The sequence below is a fragment of the Sphingomonas sp. BRN-1R genome (assembly GCF_057748035.1).
Genome location: NZ_CM173236.1, coordinates 422,258 through 442,285, shown reverse-complemented (window position 1 = coordinate 442,285; position 20,028 = coordinate 422,258). Strand labels below are relative to the sequence as shown.

The window sequence follows — 20,028 nt, the reverse complement described above, 5'->3', positions numbered from 1 at the left end:
ACCGTGATCACAGGGCGCAGAGAGCCGAAAGCACGCTTAGCCGGAGGCCGGGTGCTGCCAGTCCGACATTGCGCCCTCAGCCTCGGTTCGCTCCTGAAGTGATAGAAGAAGCAGAACGATCAGGTAGCGCTCGATCTGCATATCAGCCTTGCGTCAGCGGTCGCCGATCGTATCTGCCGAGGATGCCAACGCCGCATCCAGAAAGCATTGGGTGGCAGTTGTCGGGAGCTTGTTTCGAGACAGAATCGCGCCGCCCGGCCCGCGTTCGATCGCCACCCCCACGTTGATCTCGGTCATGGCGCCGCGGGCCAGATCTCCCGCTGCCATCATCCTGGGCATGAACGAGACGGCGTCAGAAAAAAGTACCAATTCCCGGACCAGGCCGAGCGTGTTGGCTCGCAAGATGGTCGGCTGACGCAAACCAGCCATTGCGAAGATGTTCAGCAACTCCTGTTCGGGCCCCGTTCCATAGACAGGTAAGATGAAGTGATAGTTCACCAGACAGGCAAGTGTCGGGCTGGCTCGCGCTTCGAGCACCGGGTGTCCCGATCGGGCGACGAACACGAGCCGATCGCGGTAGAGCGTAATCTGCTGGAACAGATCCGGGGAAAGCGCGAGATCGAGTTGGCCGAGCATGATCTGGATTTCGTCGTCTTGCAAGGCAGCGCGCAGCGTTTCCGTGGTGCCTTCCACAATCGTCAGGGCGATATCAGGATGCTGCTGCTGCATCGATATCAGCAACCCGGGCAGAAAACCGACGGCAGCACTCGGGACCGCGCCGACCGACACCTCCGGTGCGGCGCCCTCACGCAAGACCAGCTCAAGCGCGTTGAGCTCCTCCCGAATACGGTAAGCCGCGTCCGCCACATTCCGGCCGACACGCGTCGGCGTGACTCCACGAGGCTGTCGGACGAACAGAGCATCGCCGATGAGGGTTTCCACATCTCGAAGCGTCTTGGTCAATGCGGGCTGGCTGACGTTCAGCATCCGCGACGCGCCAAGCAGGCTTCCTGCACGATCAATGGCGGCGATCGCGCGAAGCTGGCTGAGTTTCAGACGACTTTCAAAGCGACCAGCGCCGCGATCCTTCAGAGGCATTTGCTCTCCCGTTATAATAGGCGATCCAAAAAGTGATTATACCTCCGTTGCCGCTCGATCCAAAACAGCGCCTCTACCGACCTGGAGAGATGGTTCATGGGATCGACTGTTCGCCGCCGTGACGTTTTGATGGGTCTTGCCGCTGCAAGTGCGGCAACGCGGAACATCGTCGCCTTTGCTGCGCCCCGAACAACCACGCGGTTGTTCGATGCGCACATCCACCTGATTTCCGACGACCTCCAGCACTATCCGCGCGTATCGGGCGAGGTGCCGCCAGGAGGCGCGCCGGGCGGGGCAAAGCCGCCCGGCGCGTCGGTTCAAGCTGGCAGACCGCATCCGCTGCCGACGCTGGACAATGTTTTATCCTGGTGGGAGGTCAGCGGCGTTACTGCCGGAGCCGTTGTGCAGAAGAAGGGCACATATGGCTACGACAACAGCTACATCATCGATTCAAGCGATCGCACTCCAGCACGGATGGCGCCGGTCGTCGTCCTTGATGCCAATGACGCAGTTACGAGCAGCAAAGTGGAGTGGCTCGCCCGTGAGCATGGCCTTGCCGGCGTTCGGCTGACCGGCCCAAGCGAGAACCTTGACTGGTTGTCATCGCCCGCCGCGCTGCGAACCTGGGCGGTCGCCGATCACCATGAATTGGTGATCGACCTAATGTATGTCGTTCCCGGGTACTCACCGACAGCGATCGAGGAGATTGCGCGGATGGCCGCACTGTATCCCCGTGTGCGCGTCGTGCTCGATCACGTTGGTTGGCCGAGAGTTGAGGGCGCGCCTGACTATGGCATGGATGTGGACTTCGCGCGCCGTGTCCAAGGCCGCAATCTCCACTTTAAGGTGACGACGATCAATCTGGATATTCTCGACGAAGCAAAGATTTCTACCGCAGGGTTCGTGTCGCGCGCAGTTTCGGTGCTCGGAGCCGATCGCATGATGTGGGGGTCGGATATGGGGAACTCGGCCGGCACATATCCGGAGATGGTAGCCCGCATCCTCGCTGCGACCAGCCGGCTTGACAGAGCCGAGCGCATCAAAGTGTTGCGTGATACTGGCGCGCGGACATTCCGACGCGGCGGCACAATACGCGTACGCATTTGACGGCTGACGTCGAGCGCGCCACGCGCCTCGACGGTACGCACCATCGCCAGCACATCAGCACTGGTAATTGCGCGCAGGTCGCGATCACCGAAGGCGGGAAACGCGTCGCGCTCCAACCGGGCCAAGCGCGGGTGCAGAGTCCCCGCGCGAACTGATCGGCTTTGCTGCCGAGCATTTGATCGACCTGTGGAGACGAGGCAAACGATGGAAAGAAGGCAATAAAAAACCGCCTCGGGGGTATCCTGAGACAGTTTGGTACATGAGGGTATGGTTGCGGGGACAGGACCATTTTCGCTTAGTTCGTCATACTAACGGGCTGAGATCGTGCGGTAATTCAAGGTGCCGAAGACAAAATACCCCAGACAATACCCCAGTCGATGATGAAATGCGACGAGACGCGCCTATTTTGCGGCTACCTGATCGCTTGAGAAACTCCACTGCATCTATTTTCGCTGTCTGGCGATCGCGCTTCCAAATACCGTCGAACTGCGCATCACGGCATAGATGTCTGTCGCTCACGCGCCCTCTAACCAGCCGTCGGCTGTCGACCAGATGACGTCGTTCACTTCATGTCCGGTAAATGTCCGGTCTGGACAGAAGCTGCTGATCCCGGCAGTCAAAGCTGCCCTTCCGCAGTCGCCCAGCAGCAGACGCACCGGAGGCTTTCAGTCGCTCGCGAAGGCTGACATATTCCAATGATGCTCGCCCTAGCCGCCGTCCTCGCCGCTCAAGTAACCAGTCCGATGCTGGATGCCTACGATCAGATAACCCCCAAAGTGGCGGCAGAGCGTATTGTTCGATGTGGCGTAGGTCCCGTGACGGTCAGGACGGACCCGGCGATTAAAGAAGGTGTGCTTGTAGTGGCGGCTAAAAGCGCGATTACCGATGAACAGATTGCCTGTATCGCGAAAGCCGCCAGCTTCTATGACGTCGAGCTGCCGCGCGATGTTCAGCCACGACTGGAAGCTATAACGAGGGCAAAATCTGCGGCGCTCATGAAGGCGGAGGGGGAAAGTTGGCTGACCACGCACCACCTCCTTGGAAAGCTGCCCATGTATAAAGCTGGAGTAACAAACGACGATAGCTTCGCTCGCGACATCGAGGTTCTCTGCGGCGCGGGCAGTGCACTGCATTCGCAATACGGCGTTCACGCACTTAATCCCGAGTGGGCTAGACAGCAGCAAGGTCCCCATAAGGAAGACGGGCCGTTCGCTTGCGTGATCAACGCCGCTTTGGCTTCTGGTTATGAGTTTGGGTTCATCGGCAACGAACGAGTGACGCCGTAGCGGCTCGTCCAAACCATCGCTCTGTTGTCCAAAGCAGATGGGGTGGATGGCTCCCGCTCACGGCATCGAGGTGCCAAGATGTGATTACTGTCAGGCGATCACGAGCAAATAGGAGCCATCCACATGGAGATTACCACCATCGGCCTCGATTTGGCCAAGAGCATTTTCCAGGTTCATGCAGTTGATGCTGCGGGCACCGTCGTCGTCCGCAAGGCATTGCGTCGATCGCAGGTGCTGCCGTTCTTCACGAAGTTGCCGCCGTGCCTGGTTGGCATTGAAGCGTGCGGCACCTCTCATAATTGGGCGCGGACCTTGGCAAAACTCGGGCACGAGGTTCGGCTGATGCCGCCGGCGTACGTGAAGCCGTATGTGAAGCGCGGCAAGACGGACGCGAATGACGCGGAGGCGATCTGCGAGGCGGTGACGCGCCCAACGATGCGGTTCGTGCCCGTGAAGGCGCCGGAACAGCAGGCGGCGCTGGCGCTACACCGGACGCGTGACCTGCTGGTCAAGCAGCGTACTCAGCTCGTAAACATGATCCGCGGCCTGCTCTCAGAGTTTGGCATCGAGATCGTACGTGGGCTGCATCACGCAATCGAACTGGCAGCGCGGATCGCCAGGGGCGATGCGCCCGAGGTTCCTGATCTCGCCGTGCGCGTGATCACAGGCTTGGCTGGACAGATCGGTGACGTGCAGGTCCGGCTTGTGGCGTTGGAGAAGGAGTTGCTCGCTTGGCATCGGTCCAACGAGTTGTCGCAACGCCTCGGTACGATCCCGGGTGTCGGCTTGATCTCCGCGACTGCGCTTGCCGCGTCGGTAACCGACCCGGGACGGTTCCGCTCGGGTCGGCAGTTTGCCGCCTCGCTCGGCCTGACACCACTTCAGAACTCAAGTGGCGGCAAGGAGCGCATGCGTCGGATCTCGCGCATGGGCGATCGATACCTGCGACGCCTGCTGGTTGTCGGCATGACCTCACTGGTGCGCCGCGCCCGGGCCAAACCGGACTCGGTCGATCCGCGCATCGCTGCCATGCTGGCGCGCAAACCAGCAAGGGTCGTAACCGTTGCCGCCGCTAATCGTACGGCGCGGGTCGCCAAGGCGATCATGGCGCGTGGCGGAACGTATCGTGCACCCATTGGCATGGCAGCATGACGGATTAGCAGCTCGACACCGAGCGGCTTCAGGAGGTTGTGAGAGCGAAGAGAAGTGATGGCGTACCGGTCAGACCGGGAGCCGGGACACCCCGCCGTCTGTCCAAGGCATTATAGCCTGCAAAGCAGAGTGGGCCCCAGCTCGCGGATACCATCAGGGCCAGCAGTCACAAAACGGCTGCATCAACAGGCCGGACACAAGACTGCACCCGACCAAAGCGCCAGATCGTCAAACCGTCACTTGCAACGCGGGAGCCATCCACACAGGACGGACTGAAAGCGCCCAGTAGCGGACCGACAGTTTCCTGATTATGACCGCAGGATATGACCGATGCCGACCTGACGGAGAAGATAAAGCGTCTCAAAAAAACCAGCGATCATGCAGAGCGGCATTCGCTCGCGTTAGAACTTGCAGATAATCCAGATCGGCGGATTTTTGACGTTCTGGTAAGGCTTATCCAGCGGTCAGATTTAGAGAACAGGCGCGGCACGCTGATCTATTGCCTTGAGGGCTATGACTGCAAGTCCATCACGGGGTTGCTGGAAGACATTGCTAGGGCTCAGACTCGTTCACAGCCAGAAGGCGATGGCGGTGGCGAGCGCCACGGCTGAGAGGAAGTTGGCGGCGAGCTTGTCGTAGCGCGTGTGTACGCGGCGGAAATCCTTCAGGCGGCAGAAGGCGTTCTCGATAAGATGCCGGCCGCGGTACCGGTCCTTGTCGTAGCGGATGACGCGCTTGCGGTTGCGCCGGCCGGGGATCACCGGGACCGCGCCGGCATCGCGAGCGAGACGGCGTAGCCGGTCAGCATCGTAGCCCTTGTCGCCGAGCAGGTAGCGTATACGGCCTGCGTGTTCGAGAAGCGCGGGCGCGGCCTTCATGTCGCTGACGTTGCCCGGTGTCAGCATCAGCGCATAGGGACGGCCGATGACGTCTGTGAGCGCGTGGATTTTGGTCGTCCAGCCGCCGCGCGAGCGACCGATCGCTTGTGCCGCACGCCCCCCTTTGCTCCGAACGCCGCGCGCTGCGCCTTGATGTAAGTGCTGTCGATTGCGGTGCTTTTCGTCACCGCGCCGGTGTTCACCAGTGCGTCCAGCAGCTTGAGCCAGAAGCCTCGCCGCGACCATCGGTTGAAGCGGTTATAGACCGTCGTAGATGGCCCGTAATCGGCCGGGCAGTCGCACCAGCGGCAGCCCACCTTCAGCACGTGCAAAATGCCCGAAATCACCCGGCGATCATCGACACGTCGGGCACCGGGCTGGTTCCTCGGCAGATGCGGCTCAATTGCCGCCCACGCCTCATCCGACAACCAGAACAGCGCCATGCTCAACCTCCCATGATCCACAGCCATCTTTGAATCAGGAAAGGCTATGCACCTCAAGCTGCTGATTGAGTTTTGACCCTAGGACCGGCAATTTTGAAGCTGGGATGCAGGCCGAAATCATCCTCGACGATCAGGGATTGCGCTAACCGTCGCTCGCCCTCCTACGACCGCTCCCCACCAGCACAAGGTATTCCGACGCTTCCGCGCCCGTCGGATCACCTGATAGCCGACTGACCGCTATAGGGGAGAAAAGCGGACGATCTTGAAGCGCCTAGAGCGGTTTTCGATCAGTCTGCATCGTAGCCGCAGGCGGCGAAGTAGTTGGCACATTCCTGGGGCGAGTAGAGATCGAGGATGCGACCGATGGCGTTCCATAGGCCATGGACGGTCCGCTCGGCCGCTTTTCGCAGGTGCGCCTTCAGCTTGGAGAAGGCCTGCTCGATCGGGTTGAAGTCTGGGCTGTAGGGCGGGAGGAAGAGGAGCGTTGCGCCAACGCTTTCGATGGCGGCTCGCACGGCCGGCGCCTTGTGGCTCGACAGGTTGTCCATCACGACCACGTCACCGCGGCCGAGTTCCGGCACGAGCACGCGCGTGACGTAGGTGAGGAACGCATCGGCGTTCATTGGTCCGTCGAGCACCCAGGGTGCTACCATGCCCGTGCGGCGCAGGCCGGCGACGAAGGTCGTGGTCTTCCAATGTCCGAAGGGGATGCCGGCGCGCAAGCGCTGGCCCCGCCGGCAGCGACCATGGCGCCGCGCCATGTTGGTAGACGCCCAGGTCTCGTCGATGAAGACCAGCTTGTCGGGGTCGAGATCGAGCTGGCCCTCGAACCACTCCTCGCGACGCTTCAGGACGTCGGGACGATCTTGCTCCGTCGCGTGGCCGGTCTTTTTTTGCGCGTGATCCCGTGGCGGGCGAAGAAGCGCCAGAGCGTGGCGATGCTGACGCTCACGCCACGCTCGGCCAGCATCCCACGAAGCTCTGCCAGCGTCGGATCCGGCTGCTGCTCGATCGCCTCCAGAATGAAGGCGGCATGGTCCTCAATCTTGGGACTTCGGCGATCACCGCCCTGCGGCTTGGCCGCCGGCGTGCCATGAGCGAGCACCAGCTGTCGCCAGCGGATCGCGCTTGCCGCGCTGACGCCGAACCGCTCTGCCGCCTGCCGGCAAGACACCCCGCTTTCGACAGCAGCGATGACACGATCCCGAAGATCACGCGATAACGCTCGGCCCATCCATCCCGGCCTCCTTCGCCAGCACGGATCGTGAATCAGAAAACGGGTGCCGTGTGAATCCCCAACGATTCAGCCCCGACGAAAACCGCTCTAGCGCGAACGGTCTCCGATTATCAGAGCCTTGCTAGCGATCATATCAAGACCGAAGTGTGTTTCCGGGGGGGGGTTGGGTCAGCGGACAGCGGTTACACAGCCTGTCGTTCGCTATGGCCTTCGATCAAGGAAACGATGTCGGCGAGCAAAGGGCCCCGGTCCCGGACATTCGCAGTGCCTTTTCGCCTTCCCAACTTCGGCCATCCGTTCAGCTGTCAAACTAATACCTAAACGGCCGATCAAATGGGTTACGACATCCCTAAGCCGCCCCCAAACATCAACGGCCCGGCCATCGCCAATCCGGCATTTCCGTGTCGCGCACGATAGTCTCGCCGAGTTGCTTCTCGAGCGATACGAGCACCGTGCTTGGGTCGCGTCCGAGCGCCTCGACTAGCGGTTGCGCGTGGGAAACGACGACCAACTGGCAGCGCTCGGCGGCCTTCAGCATGAGCCGGGCGAGCGGCGCCAACAGGTCGGGGTGGAGGCTGGCTTCCGGCTCGTTCAGGATCATCAACTCCGGCGGGCGTGGAGAAAGCAATGCCGCGGCAAGAAGCAGATAGCGTAGCGTCCCGTCAGACAGTTCGGCCGCAGCGAGCGGGCGCAGGAGTCCGTGCTGGCGCATCTCAACCTCAAAGCGCTCACCCACACTTAAGGTGGCGCCGTCGAACGCATCCGCCACCGCCTCCGCCAGCGTATCGGCATCTCCGATCTCGATGATTGTCTGGATCGCCGCACCGATATCGGCGCCGTCACCGCTCAGGACAGGTGTGTATGTACCGACCTGCGGCCGCCGTGCAGGTGCGTCACGATCGGTGCGAAGGTCGTCATAGAAGCGCCAGCGGCGCATGCGTTCGCGAAGCAGCAAAAGCTCGAGCCCGTCACCACTATTGGCGCGGTGGGTCATGATACTGTCGAGTGTCGAAAGGCCGATGCTGGTATCGCGCCAACTTCCGGAAACGCCATCGCGCAACCGAGCAGCGGGGCCGCGTCGCTCAGCAAAGACGTTGGCGCGACCCAGCGCCTCGCCCGCCCATACTGCCTCCACCTTGATCTCGGGATCCTGGGTGAAGCGAGATTTGGAAGGCATCGGCAAGCCAAGATCGATGGCGTAGCCGTAATCGTCGGACGCGAAACCAAGCTTGAGGCTGACGGGCTGCGCTCGCACAGTGCCCTGCACGGGCCGAACGCCACTCTTCATCTCGCGGCTGAACTTTTCCGGGCCTGCCCACAGTGTCGAGGACAAGCCACCCTCGGCAGCGAGCGAGGAAATGACTCGCCCCTGCGCCACGTCCGCGAGAAGGCGGAGCGCGCGGTAGAGGCTCGACTTACCGCTGCCGTTCGCACCGGTGACGACGGTCAGTGTACCGAGATCGATCACGACGTTGCGCAACGATCGGTAGCCCGAGATGGCGAGCCGGTTGATCAAGACCGCTCTGCCTGCGTCGCTATGAACAGTGACGGCAGGTGCCTGCTCACTTTTGCCTCGAGCAATTGGACCAGTTCCGGCTGCATGAACTTATAATTGTCTGGTATGTCGAGGCAGACCACCCGTTTCCCCAACAGAGCGGTCCGATAACCGCGCTGCAGCTTGCCTCGATGCGCCTTCTCCATGACGAAGATCACGTCCGCCCACACGACCAGTTCAGCCGTGAGCGGATTTTCGGCGCCGTGGTTCGTCCCGGCAGAATCGACCTCAAGATCCTCCCGGCGCGAAAACACCTGCTCAGCGGTTGGGCTGCGCAATCTATTTTGACTACAGACGAACAGGACCGTCCGGATCCGGGGATGGCTCAAACCGGCACCTTCACACGCCGTGCCAAGGGAGCGGACCAGGCGCCGAATCAGCCGAATAGTCGATTTGGAGAACGCGAAGCCGTCGCGGCGGAGTTGCAGCCAGCGAGGCATGGACGACGGGTATAGTATAGAACCAGATATCGCCGCGCTCGGCGAGGTAGAGCTTTCCATCTGAAGTCACAACCATCCGCTTGATCTCGCCCTCCGATAGCCGGCCGAGCTTATGCGAATCGGGCACGATACGCAGCGGTGCGTTGCTCCTGTCTACCGCGCCCAGGTGCACCCCAACGTGATCGAGTTTGAGGTCAACGACTTGGTTGGTTCTCGCGAGCATGTTGGTCAGGTTAGCCGAGACCGCCGCCACGGTCGACCCGCCGGTCGCTCCGCGACAGTGTCGACCCACATTCGGCCATTCGTAGCGCTCTACGCGCTCGCTAGAAGCGGACGCTTATTCATCTTGACCTCAGATTCTGCTAAGCACCTCACAGCGATCGTTCAGCGACCGAGCTGGCTTTCCCGACAAGCGGCAACTCGATGCTGATGGGCGATGCGAGCGGGTCGCAGCGCTTCCCAATGTTCAGGTCTGACGCTAGTTTCGACGATGAATGACCTCGCAAGCTGCAGCTGAAACATTCTGGAACAGCTTAGACCGGCTCGCGATGCAGCGCGAAGCCGATGTCGAGCAACGCCTGCTTCAGCCACTACTGGCCGCACTCGGTTATGCTTATGACGAAATTACGGCCAAAGCACCGGTCGTTTTTCAGACTGGACGCAAGGGGCGAAAACATGAGGCGGACTTCATCGTTCACCCCGGTGCACCGCTCAGCTTCGATTCCAGCTTGCTGGTGGTCGAGGCCAAGGCGCCGAAGGAGGATCTGGAGGCCGGGCGGCATCAGGCCGAATCCTACGCCCATGCGACGCGAGCGCCGTTTCTGCTGCTTTGCGATGGAACCCAATTTGAAATCTGGCAGATGCAGATCAGCCAGAGCAGCGAGCGCGCTTTTGCCTGCGCCGTCCATGTCCTTCGCCGCCATCGCGGTACTATTGAGCGGCTGATCGCGCGGGGTGCAGCCGTCGCACATTGTCGTGCACTTGGTTACAAGTCTCTCGCTGTCGCGGCAGATGATGTCTCGCAGTACGTCTCACACGAGCTCGCACGGGTGAAGGGTCCGACCGGCGTTGAGCGGCGCTTGCGGACCAGCGGGACAGTGACTGCCGCCTTTCCCGTACTCGAAGGTTTGGATGGCGGCACATTCATCCTTGCTGCGTCCGGGCATGGAAAGACGACGCTGGCCCATGATCTTCACCACCGGTCACTGACGAGGCTCGCCGACGGCGATCCCGTTTCGTTCTATTTGCCATTGCCCGATTTGGCAGCCCTCGATCTGTCTCCAGAGGACTATGCCCGCGGGCGTCTCGCGGCGCGCTGCCCGCATTTTGCGTCAGCTGCCGCCTTTACTGACCTGCTGGAGGCACGCGGCGCACGCTTGATCTGCGACGGCCTCGACCGGATTGACGCCAAGTCCCAGCGCAAATTTCTGGCGCGGGTGGCGATGCTTCTTCGTGACCGACCAAAGGTCCAGTTCCATATCTTCGGGCGAACTCCGGTTTCGAACAGCCTTCCTCTACCGAACTTTGAACTCATGCCCCTAGGCAGCGAAGAGCAACTGGCGATCGCGACGCGAATCGATCCTTGGGGCGGGCATGCAGCGCTGCGAGGCTTTCCTAAGATGCTGGAGCCGTTGCTCGAGCACCCGCTGTTATTGACCCTACTGCTTGAGCATCGCCAGGCTAGCGGAACATTGCCATCGCGGCTCGATGATCTTTTCGAGACCTGGATTGGACGGCTGCTGGAAGTGGATGGCCACAGTCCCACACGGGTTGCGCGGTTGCGCGATCTATTAAAGCGCTTCGCCGTCGCTATCGGCGGGGCCTCGCGAGCGTCGGGGCCAGTGCTGGCAGCCACCGGCACCTACGACGATGTCGATCTTGATGCGCTGATCGCCACCGGAGCGCTCATCCTCGGCGATCAGGTCGAGCTTCAGCATGACGCGCTGGGCGATTATCTCCGTGCCGAAGCGCTGCTAGATCTCACCCCCGACGAAGTCGAGAACCGGCTTCCTGCTACGGTCTTCAGGCCCGGTGCATTATTTCCGGCCCTTCTTATGTCGCGCTGCCGTGACCTCAGGGTTCGCGATGCGATTTGGGCACGCATCGCGGAGGCCGGCCTCGACGTCTATCTGGACGTCACTCGTTTCGGTAGCGACGTAGATCATTTGTCGGCTGGTGGGCCCGATGCAGTCAGCACCAGCTACCTAAGTGATCTGCTGAGCGGCATCGTCGAGCCAACGCAATGGTATTTGGAGCCGCTGGCGCCGGAGTTGATTTCCGAACTTGCCGACGGTCCGGCTGATATTCTGGGCGTGCATGGGCGTATCACCGAGGATCGCTGGGCGAGTTACGGCTTCTTTTCAGCTGAGGAGGACGAGCCCAATCTTCGCTTGGGCGAACCGAAGACTCGCCGTCGGCATGGCGTCGGCTTGGATAAGGTCCTCGGCGCCGCCAACGCGCGCGCGCTAGGTTTCTCGCAATTGCGCGAGGCGCTGGCTACGGTGATCCGGGCCAGGCGCCTCGAAGGTGGACCGTTCTGGTGGAACGAAAGACTGCTGGGCCGCCTTCGGTACGCCGCGCGCAGGTGGAAGGCCGATATCACTTTAGGAAGCGACTTCGGCGCGCTCGATCGCTTATTGATGCCGCGGCAGGACGAGTGGGTTCACTTCGAGGGTCGTGATCGCAGCTTTCATGTGTCCGAGATGCTTGACGATATCGAACGGCTGCGGGAGCATGGCTGGCGCTCACCCGATCCGTGGTGGGAGCGCCTTGGCGGCGAGCCGGTATTGCACGATGCCGATCCCGTCCGGACCGCTCCCTTGCTTGATGAATATGGCCGTCGGTGTCAATGCGTACTCCAGGAGTTGGTTGAGCATAGTGTTCCGCGACTCGCGCAATCTCTCAACTTCTATCAAGCTATGCCGGTTCGTTATGCGCTGCATGTGGAGAACCTCAGCAATTACGGCTTCGGGATGACTGTGAATTGGTTTCCGGTCGCGGACTGGACCCGCGCAGGTGCGGACGTTGTATTTGGTAGTGAGCAGCCCGAGATCCGCCATCGGGAACGATTCGAACAGATCATGGCCGAACTCGGTCGCCTTGGGCGTACGGGATGCACTTCCGTGCAGTTCTTGTCCGGCGCACTGCCGCGCTTCGACGGCAGCCACCGCAACCGGCGATTCGATGGAGAAACAGCCGTCCTGCGCAACGCCCTCGAATTGTTCGTGCAGGATCTTGATGGTCTATTCGATCGGCTGCCGGGCACCTCGATCCGGAGCAAGGCGCTCACCGGCGCCTAGCGTCCCGGAGTCGTCGAGGATAAGCGAGCAGATACATTCGAAGTTGCTTTGTTCAATTTGGGGGTTTGAGCCCGATCGCACAGGGTAGTTGAACAGGCAAACGCCAAACAAGGGCTGCAAGAAGAGGTCGCCATGAGTATGAGTGACCTTCGTTCAGACCTCCGCGGCGGCGCGAATGACCCAATTGCAGTCTTTCGGGGCATTTCGCTCGGTAGCAAAGACCGGACGCCCGTTCAGGATGTATGGTGAAACCGTGCTCCTCGATGTAAGGTGGGCCAAGGACGACTACCGACAGGGTTTACCAGAAATCCGAGGATGCCCGACGAAGATCAAGCGAAGAATGTTGTCTCTCGCGAGGAGGCTGACAACCTCATCTCGAACGGCCAAGGGCAGTATAGCTGGTACTCGGATGAGGTCGAGAAGGCCGAGAGGAAATTGGCGCTAGTAACTGGGCTGGTGTAGTTGCGGGATTGGCTGCGTCAGCGTTAGCAGCGTTGCCGGGTAGTCTTTTGAACGATCAGTGGAATCAGCTTACCCGCTGGATGGTGGCTGTGCTAGCCTTGCTAGTCACCTTATTTTCCGGCACGCTGGCAAGCAAGTACAGGAGGTTAGCCCTCACGCGTGAACGAGGCAGGGTTGCGACCGCGCTCGCGAACAACACTACTCGCGTGCGGCTCGAGTACCATGCTACGAATCGTCGAGAGCGAGGCGACCTGCTCGCAGGATCTGAACGCCGTCTACTCGACATCGAGACACACGACGGTACTATAGATCCGAAGATTGCGGCAGAAAACCACAGTAGCAGTTCCGAAAAGAGCTAATCTCTTAAACGCCCCATACTCAGACACTCAGCCGCGCTTCAGCGCTCCCCGAACCCGGACATTCGTTCATCGCGGCCACAAATGGCTGCAAAGCGCCCCAATAGCGGTCATTCGCTAGCCAGTAGTTGATCTTGGAAGCCGCCATACTTTCGGACGGCGTCCAGTGCCCACAATCTGTGGGCCACGGTCCGTCCGCTTCGTAGCGCCAATCCGCGGGTAGCTGCCATTCCTCACGCATCGCAATGTGACGGCAGTCGACCAGAGTCGGTCGGTCAGGCCTGCGCCGACGAACGTCCAGTCTCGGCAAAAGCTGCCGCTCAGTTCGAAAGAACCGGACTATCGGCAAGGCGCCATTTATCGCCCCTGCCGAACTCCGCGGCGCTCCCTACTTGCTGACCGTCCGCTTCACCCTCGCCGGTGGCACGCCCGACGGCGTCAACATGGTACAAACCTAGTCAGAACGGCAAGTCCGCTATCGCGAGTTGACTTTGTGAGCGGCCTTTTGCTCAAAATGATTGATCAGCCCCGATGGTCAAACCCAGCACAAAACTTAGCGCTGGCCTGCCGATGGTCGACAACCGCGAGCCTGAGCGAGGGGATGCGTTTACTGCGTTCTTAGTGAGGTTCCGTCGCGCAGCCCGTCCTTGGACGCGGGCGGTTTGACATTCGGCGTCGACTGCTGCGACTTCGGCTCGCCAGTTTTTCGAGGAAGCGTGACAGCAGAAGAGGCGGTCTCTGGCGTCGCGGCCGGCCTTCTGACGGGCGGGCCGCCAGAAACTTCCCCGCTAGAACCTTGCCCGTCGTGCGTAGACTTCAGCTTAGACGTGCCCACTCCAATCGTGATCGCGGCGCCGACGATGCCTAGGAGAGCAACGGTTGCAAATAGCAGCCTGAAGGAGCGGCCGAAGGTCCAAGGCGTCGACATGGCTGTCCAGCCGGTATTGTTGGGCAACCCTCGTTCGGCCGTCGTCACGGCGGCGGACTGCAGAAGTCCAGACTCAAGGGCCACCATGGCGTCCTCGGCGTTCTTCACGAGCTGCGCGCCACGCTGATCCAAGCGCCAGAAAACGAACGACAGCGTCGCCGCTCCGACTCCTGCTGCCGTTCCGAGCGGCCATTTCTTCGAACCATCCGCGAGCGTCCACGCCAGGCCGGTTAGTGCGAGCCCCGCCGAGGCCACGAAGAAGTTGAACACCGTCATTCGCTGCTCGGCATGGAGGGCGAAGTAGCGCCAAGCGTGTTCCAAGTCTCGGCTCTCGTCCTCGGTCATCCCAACTCCTCATAAAGGGCCCCGACGACCCACCTGACCTTTTGGCACCTTCGACACGCGATCCGCAGGTCCATTCCGGATCTGGCATGAAAAGGCCAAATGGACTAGAGTGCCGGGTACCTTATGCCTGCGGAGCAACTCCTCGGTGGACAGCATAGCGACCGGCGCCTCTAACGATGGAGCGCCTTGAAGGCGAACAACGCGCCCAGTTTTGAACTTAAGGTATCCGTGCCGTGGTTGTGCTCGGCTTTGCCGGCCACTGCACCGAGCATCAGCAAATAAATGGTCCCATATCTTGCATGAATTCATCTGGCGTCCCGCACTCATACTGCCATAAACTACTTGGACGCGCGTGTGGTAGCTTCTATCCTGCACGCCAACGAGGGCGCGCGTGGGCGCTCCATTCGGGACGTGGATCGCGTCGAGTCCATCTCGGCCAAACAAGGAGGGTGCATGCCATCAAGAAGCTCGAGGAGCGGAAGCTCAGAGCGGTCAAGCTGGAGACCGTGGATGACTGATCGATGCCTTGCTTGGCTCCCCACGATTGAACAAGAGGGCCGCCGCGAAGTGCGGTGGGCCGCGCAGGCGGCTGCGGATTGGCGCCGATGGACATGACGGATCCAAATGACCGGCGCGGAGGTGGCGCAAGAACGGTGCTCGGCGCGCGCGTTCCGCGGGCTGTTGGCTCCATGGCGACGCCTGCCCTGACGCGCATACGGAGCGAGCGTGTCCGCAACCTAGTCCGCGGTGCGCTGGCTCCCGACACGCCAAGGTCGTTCCGGGCAACCATGGAGCGTCTCCATCGCGAGTGCGACGCCGCCGACGCGATAGTGGTGGCCGAGATTTTGGGCGGAAGCCTCTTGGCGCGTTACCGGCCGGTGGGCGAGGCATTCCCCGACAACGCTTCCTCCGATGCTAACGCGCCATACTTCGAAAGTAGTAGTCTCAACGTCGAGCTAGAGCGGTTTTCGATCAGTCTGCATCGTAGCCGCAGGCGGCGAAGTAGTTGGCACATTCCTGGGGCGAGTAGAGATCGAGGATGCGACCGATGGCGTTCCATAGGCCATGGACGGTCCGCTCGGCCGCTTTTCGCAGGTGCGCCTTCAGCTTGGAGAAGGCCTGCTCGATCGGGTTGAAGTCTGGGCTGTAGGGCGGGAGGAAGAGGAGCGTTGCGCCAACGCTTTCGATGGCGGCTCGCACGGCCGGCGCCTTGTGGCTCGACAGGTTGTCCATCACGACCACGTCACCGCGGCCGAGTTCCGGCACGAGCACGCGCGTGACGTAGGTGAGGAACGCATCGGCGTTCATTGGTCCGTCGAGCACCCAGGGTGCTACCATGCCCGTGCGGCGCAGGCCGGCGACGAAGGTCGTGGTCTTCCAATGTCCGAAGGGGATGCCGGCGCGCAAGCGCTGGCCCCGCCGGCAGCGACCATGGCGCCGCGCCATGTTGGTAGACGCCCAGGTCTCGTCGATGAAGACCAGCTTGTCGGGGTCGAGATCGAGCTGGCCCTCGAACCACTCCTCGCGACGCTTCAGGACGTCGGGACGATCTTGCTCCGTCGCGTGGCCGGTCTTTTTTTGCGCGTGATCCCGTGGCGGGCGAAGAAGCGCCAGAGCGTGGCGATGCTGACGCTCACGCCACGCTCGGCCAGCATCCCACGAAGCTCTGCCAGCGTCGGATCCGGCTGCTGCTCGATCGCCTCCAGAATGAAGGCGGCATGGTCCTCAATCTTGGGACTTCGGCGATCACCGCCCTGCGGCTTGGCCGCCGGCGTGCCATGAGCGAGCACCAGCTGTCGCCAGCGGATCGCGCTTGCCGCGCTGACGCCGAACCGCTCTGCCGCCTGCCGGCAAGACACCCCGCTTTCGACAGCAGCGATGACACGATCCCGAAGATCACGCGATAACGCTCGGCCCATCCATCCCGGCCTCCTTCGCCAGCACGGATCGTGAATCAGAAAACGGGTGCCGTGTGAATCCCCAACGATTCAGCCCCGACGAAAACCGCTCTAGAGGCGCAACGGCGCCGGCTCGCGCCTGAGGAGGGACGCATCGTCGAGGCTATCGGCCGTCTCTCCGTCCTGAACGAAGCACTGCTCGTGAACGACCACGAGCGGGCCGATCGCGAGATCCGCTCGTTCGTCGAGGACTTCGGTGCGACGCTGACTCTGGCGTGGAAAACGGCGAGCGCCCGCGGCGCAGGCGACGAGAAGGCCAGAGACTTCGGCCTTCCTGCGCTGGCTCCCTTCTGGTCCCCAAGAAGGAGCGTGCTATCGGCAGCGTTCGAGGACACAACCGACCGCGAGAGGAACTACCTTCAGGTCCGACGCTCATTCGTGAGCTTTGCGCTTCGCGCTGCTCTCGACCCAAACGAGGCGTCGCTTGTGGTGGACCTACTGTCGCCAAGGCTGACCGATGGCTTCGGCTATGCCCAGCGTCTACAAGCATTCGGCCGCCGCGGCGTTGTCGATACAGTGGCGTTCATGTTCCGACTCGACCGAATGCTGCGACGCGAGGGCGCAGCCGCCGAGGCGGAACGTGTACTCGCAGCACTGCCGTCTGGAATCGTCGGGGCGTGGCGAAATTCGTTCGGCGATCTGGCTCCCTCATCACTGCAGGACTTCGTCGGACGCGAAGACCAATTCGCCGATTTGAAGCTGTTCACCCACCTGCCGGCTTGGAGTGAATACGGGAACCTCTTCGATCACCGCCTCGCGATCGAGGAAGCGATCGGCCAGCGCCTCGACGGAATAAAACCCGCGTTGAGGGACCCGTCGGGCTTCGCGGCGCCCCAGTCCGACGCGGCCAAGCTGCTTGGGGTCGCACCGCGCGGGCCTTCTGATGTGGAGGGCGATGGCTTCCACCGTACCGTGGCGCTCGTCGCCTCGGCGTCCGGGGGCACATTGCGGATCAAGGACGGTGAGGAACTGGGCTGTCTTCTTGATCGCACGATCGACGTGCCGCACCTCCTCTCCGCGGAGGAGATCGACCGCTTCCTGCCGCCGCGGCGCACCGACGCCCTCTACGAATACTATCGGCTCGTGCTTCTAAATGATGCTGACCCGAATCCGACGCGCAATCACGCGGTCCGGCGCGCGCTTCAGCGAGTGCTACGAGAGCGGCACGATGGCGACGTCGTCGCCTTTATGCGATCCGTCGACAGCGATCGCGGCCACGTGTCAGATCACCTCTATGAGCTACTTTCCGAGCCGTTCCTGACGTCGCTATACGAGATCTACGCGCACGCCGACGACGTGCTTGAGGCGCAGACGCGCTTGCTCGAGTGGCAGGGCTCACGACGCAACGACGCCGACGCGATAACGCGCGCGCGGTCGCACCGCCTATTGATCAGGCTGCGCCGCGTCCGAGGGGACATCGAGAGCACGCGCATTTACGTCGATCCTCTCCGACTCTTCGAGTGGCTGGTAGATTCACTGTCGGAGGACCTTAAAGCGCTGGCTCCCTTCGCTGAGGACATCATCGCTGACGAGGATAGAAGCACTAGCCTCACGGACGTGGTCCGCACCGCGGTTCAGCCGAGGGCGAGGCTCCTGCGGCTCATCGACCGGGCCTACCGCGAATTCTGCACGAACAAAGTGCACGGCGCTGCTTCCTTCATCGCTCGCCGGATTAGGCACGGCACGCTCCACGGTCATCTGTCGGTCGAGATCGCCCCGTCGGTCGAACAGGCAGCCGCGGAGTTTGCGGAGAGCGCTCCCGAGTTTGCAGCCCATTTGCGCAGCTGGATGCGGCGCTTTGATGCGGCGGTGCAAGCTATAGCGACTGACCGGATGCACGTGCGGTCCAAGGAGAAGCCGCGCGGGCTGATCGTTGCAGCCATCGACGATCCCGACAAGAACCTCGTCGCCAATGCCATAGTGCTAAGGATTGCGACGGTGCTACGCGAGAGCTCGCAGCTCGTCACCCCGATCGCGATCATTCTCGACGATTGCTGGCTGCTTTTTGAGGTGGACCTCAGACGCTCTCGCGAAGCGTTCGAGAGGCTTCGCGCCGACTTCGTGATCGATGTGGGCCAGCGCTTCGCTACGGGACGTCCGGAGATCGACGCCAGGATGAGCCAGACCATTCTCGAACTGAACGGCATGGTCGACCAGCGCTTTGAAACTGCTAAGTCGTGGTTAACTAGGCCAACCAACTTCAGTCCTAGCGCTAGCGTGAGCCTCCTCGTCAATGCTGTGATCGACGAGGTGTCGCACCGGCATCAGCTACGGCCTCCAATCATCGACATCCCCGAGGACGCTGACATCGACTTGATAGGACACCGCTTCCATCTAGTGTACGACGCTCTGTTCGTTCTCGTTGTCAACGCGGCAAAGTATTGTCGGCGCGGCACCCGCGCAAGAATCTCGGCGCGGCGCGAGGACGAGGACGATCGGTACATTGGATTAGAGCGGTTTTCGATCAGTCTGCATCGTAGCCGCAGGCGGCGAAGTAGTTGGCACATTCCTGGGGCGAGTAGAGATCGAGGATGCGACCGATGGCGTTCCATAGGCCATGGACGGTCCGCTCGGCCGCTTTTCGCAGGTGCGCCTTCAGCTTGGAGAAGGCCTGCTCGATCGGGTTGAAGTCTGGGCTGTAGGGCGGGAGGAAGAGGAGCGTTGCGCCAACGCTTTCGATGGCGGCTCGCACGGCCGGCGCCTTGTGGCTCGACAGGTTGTCCATCACGACCACGTCACCGCGGCCGAGTTCCGGCACGAGCACGCGCGTGACGTAGGTGAGGAACGCATCGGCGTTCATTGGTCCGTCGAGCACCCAGGGTGCTACCATGCCCGTGCGGCGCAGGCCGGCGACGAAGGTCGTGGTCTTCCAATGTCCGAAGGGGATGCCGGCGCGCAAGCGCTGGCCCCGCCGGCAGCGACCATGGCGCCGCGCCATGTTGGTAGACGCCCAGGTCTCGTCGATGAAGACCAGCTTGTCGGGGTCGAGATCGAGCTGGCCCTCGAACCACTCCTCGCGACGCTTCAGGACGTCGGGACGATCTTGCTCCGTCGCGTGGCCGGTCTTTTTTTGCGCGTGATCCCGTGGCGGGCGAAGAAGCGCCAGAGCGTGGCGATGCTGACGCTCACGCCACGCTCGGCCAGCATCCCACGAAGCTCTGCCAGCGTCGGATCCGGCTGCTGCTCGATCGCCTCCAGAATGAAGGCGGCATGGTCCTCAATCTTGGGACTTCGGCGATCACCGCCCTGCGGCTTGGCCGCCGGCGTGCCATGAGCGAGCACCAGCTGTCGCCAGCGGATCGCGCTTGCCGCGCTGACGCCGAACCGCTCTGCCGCCTGCCGGCAAGACACCCCGCTTTCGACAGCAGCGATGACACGATCCCGAAGATCACGCGATAACGCTCGGCCCATCCATCCCGGCCTCCTTCGCCAGCACGGATCGTGAATCAGAAAACGGGTGCCGTGTGAATCCCCAACGATTCAG

At 61.8% G+C, this 20,028-nt stretch carries 12 protein-coding genes and 3 pseudogenes; 6 read left to right on the top strand and 9 right to left on the bottom strand.

Annotated elements, in window-relative coordinates; all coding sequences use genetic code 11:
- Window positions 1–153: 153 nt before the first annotated feature.
- Complete coding sequence (locus AC3ANX_RS02065) at window positions 154–1,098, bottom strand: LysR family transcriptional regulator (protein WP_488335380.1); 945 nt, start codon at window positions 1,096–1,098, stop codon at window positions 154–156.
- A 96-nt stretch (window positions 1,099–1,194) separates the two neighbouring features.
- Here AC3ANX_RS02065 and AC3ANX_RS02060 point away from each other — a divergent pair, with 96 nt between their 5' ends.
- Window positions 1,195–2,205, top strand: a complete 1,011-nt coding sequence (locus tag AC3ANX_RS02060; RefSeq protein ID WP_488335379.1) for an amidohydrolase family protein — start codon at window positions 1,195–1,197, stop codon at window positions 2,203–2,205.
- A 41-nt stretch (window positions 2,206–2,246) separates the two neighbouring features.
- Here the strand turns inward: AC3ANX_RS02060 and AC3ANX_RS02055 are convergent.
- A pseudogene (locus AC3ANX_RS02055) lies at window positions 2,247–2,321 on the bottom strand (hypothetical protein); the annotation flags it as partial.
- Window positions 2,322–2,900: 579 nt separating this feature from the next.
- Here AC3ANX_RS02055 and AC3ANX_RS02050 point away from each other — a divergent pair.
- From AC3ANX_RS02050 to AC3ANX_RS02040, 3 genes are all read left to right on the top strand, one after another.
- Window positions 2,901–3,491 carry a hypothetical protein gene (locus AC3ANX_RS02050; RefSeq protein WP_488335378.1) on the top strand — a complete coding sequence of 197 codons (591 nt, stop codon included), beginning with the start codon at window positions 2,901–2,903 and terminating at the stop codon, window positions 3,489–3,491.
- Window positions 3,492–3,614: 123 nt separating this feature from the next.
- A complete protein-coding gene (locus tag AC3ANX_RS02045) occupies window positions 3,615–4,643 on the top strand; it encodes an IS110 family RNA-guided transposase (protein ID WP_488335377.1) in 1,029 nt (342 codons plus the stop codon).
- Between the two features lie 323 nt (window positions 4,644–4,966).
- Window positions 4,967–5,254: a hypothetical protein gene (locus tag AC3ANX_RS02040; RefSeq protein ID WP_488335376.1), complete on the top strand. Its 288-nt coding sequence runs from the start codon at window positions 4,967–4,969 to the stop codon at window positions 5,252–5,254.
- Here AC3ANX_RS02040 and AC3ANX_RS02035 read toward each other — a convergent pair.
- The 4 genes and pseudogenes from AC3ANX_RS02035 to AC3ANX_RS02020 form a co-directional block, all read right to left on the bottom strand.
- Window positions 5,213–5,964, bottom strand: a pseudogene (locus AC3ANX_RS02035) (IS5 family transposase). The gene AC3ANX_RS02040 and the pseudogene AC3ANX_RS02035 sit on opposite strands and share 42 nt — an antisense overlap.
- Window positions 5,965–6,251: 287 nt before the next feature.
- Window positions 6,252–7,198 (bottom strand): IS630 family transposase gene (locus AC3ANX_RS02030; RefSeq protein ID WP_488334225.1). Its coding sequence is split into 2 segments (ribosomal slippage): window positions 6,252–6,862 and window positions 6,862–7,198, totalling 948 coding nucleotides; the frame shifts between segments, so codons are not numbered across the junction.
- A gap of 370 nt (window positions 7,199–7,568) precedes the next feature.
- Complete coding sequence (locus AC3ANX_RS02025) at window positions 7,569–8,717, bottom strand: AAA family ATPase (RefSeq protein WP_488335375.1); 1,149 nt, start codon at window positions 8,715–8,717, stop codon at window positions 7,569–7,571.
- Window positions 8,714–9,196: a low molecular weight protein tyrosine phosphatase family protein gene (locus tag AC3ANX_RS02020; RefSeq protein ID WP_488335374.1), complete on the bottom strand. Its 483-nt coding sequence runs from the start codon at window positions 9,194–9,196 to the stop codon at window positions 8,714–8,716. Before AC3ANX_RS02020 ends, AC3ANX_RS02025 begins: the two co-directional genes overlap by 4 nt.
- 494 nt (window positions 9,197–9,690) lie before the next feature.
- Between AC3ANX_RS02020 and AC3ANX_RS02015 the strand changes: the two genes are divergently transcribed.
- Entirely contained in the window at window positions 9,691–12,495 is a 2,805-nt protein-coding gene (locus tag AC3ANX_RS02015; RefSeq protein WP_488335373.1) for a type I restriction enzyme HsdR N-terminal domain-containing protein, read from the top strand.
- A gap of 1,425 nt (window positions 12,496–13,920) precedes the next feature.
- Here the strand turns inward: AC3ANX_RS02015 and AC3ANX_RS02010 are convergent.
- Window positions 13,921–14,586, bottom strand: coding sequence for a hypothetical protein (locus AC3ANX_RS02010; RefSeq protein ID WP_488335372.1), 666 nt, complete (start codon window positions 14,584–14,586; stop codon window positions 13,921–13,923).
- Between the two features lie 972 nt (window positions 14,587–15,558).
- Window positions 15,559–16,505, bottom strand: a protein-coding gene (locus tag AC3ANX_RS02005) for an IS630 family transposase (RefSeq protein WP_488334225.1) whose coding sequence is annotated in 2 segments (ribosomal slippage) — window positions 15,559–16,169 and window positions 16,169–16,505 — 948 coding nt in all. Because the reading frame shifts where the segments join, the coding sequence is not laid out codon by codon here.
- A 564-nt stretch (window positions 16,506–17,069) separates the two neighbouring features.
- Between AC3ANX_RS02005 and AC3ANX_RS02000 the strand changes: the two are divergent.
- Window positions 17,070–18,533 (top strand): annotated as a pseudogene (locus AC3ANX_RS02000) (hypothetical protein); the annotation flags it as partial.
- Between the two features lie 475 nt (window positions 18,534–19,008).
- Here AC3ANX_RS02000 and AC3ANX_RS01995 read toward each other — a convergent pair.
- Window positions 19,009–19,955 (bottom strand): IS630 family transposase gene (locus AC3ANX_RS01995; RefSeq protein WP_488334225.1). Its coding sequence is split into 2 segments (ribosomal slippage): window positions 19,009–19,619 and window positions 19,619–19,955, totalling 948 coding nucleotides; the frame shifts between segments, so codons are not numbered across the junction.
- Window positions 19,956–20,028: the final 73 nt, after the last annotated feature.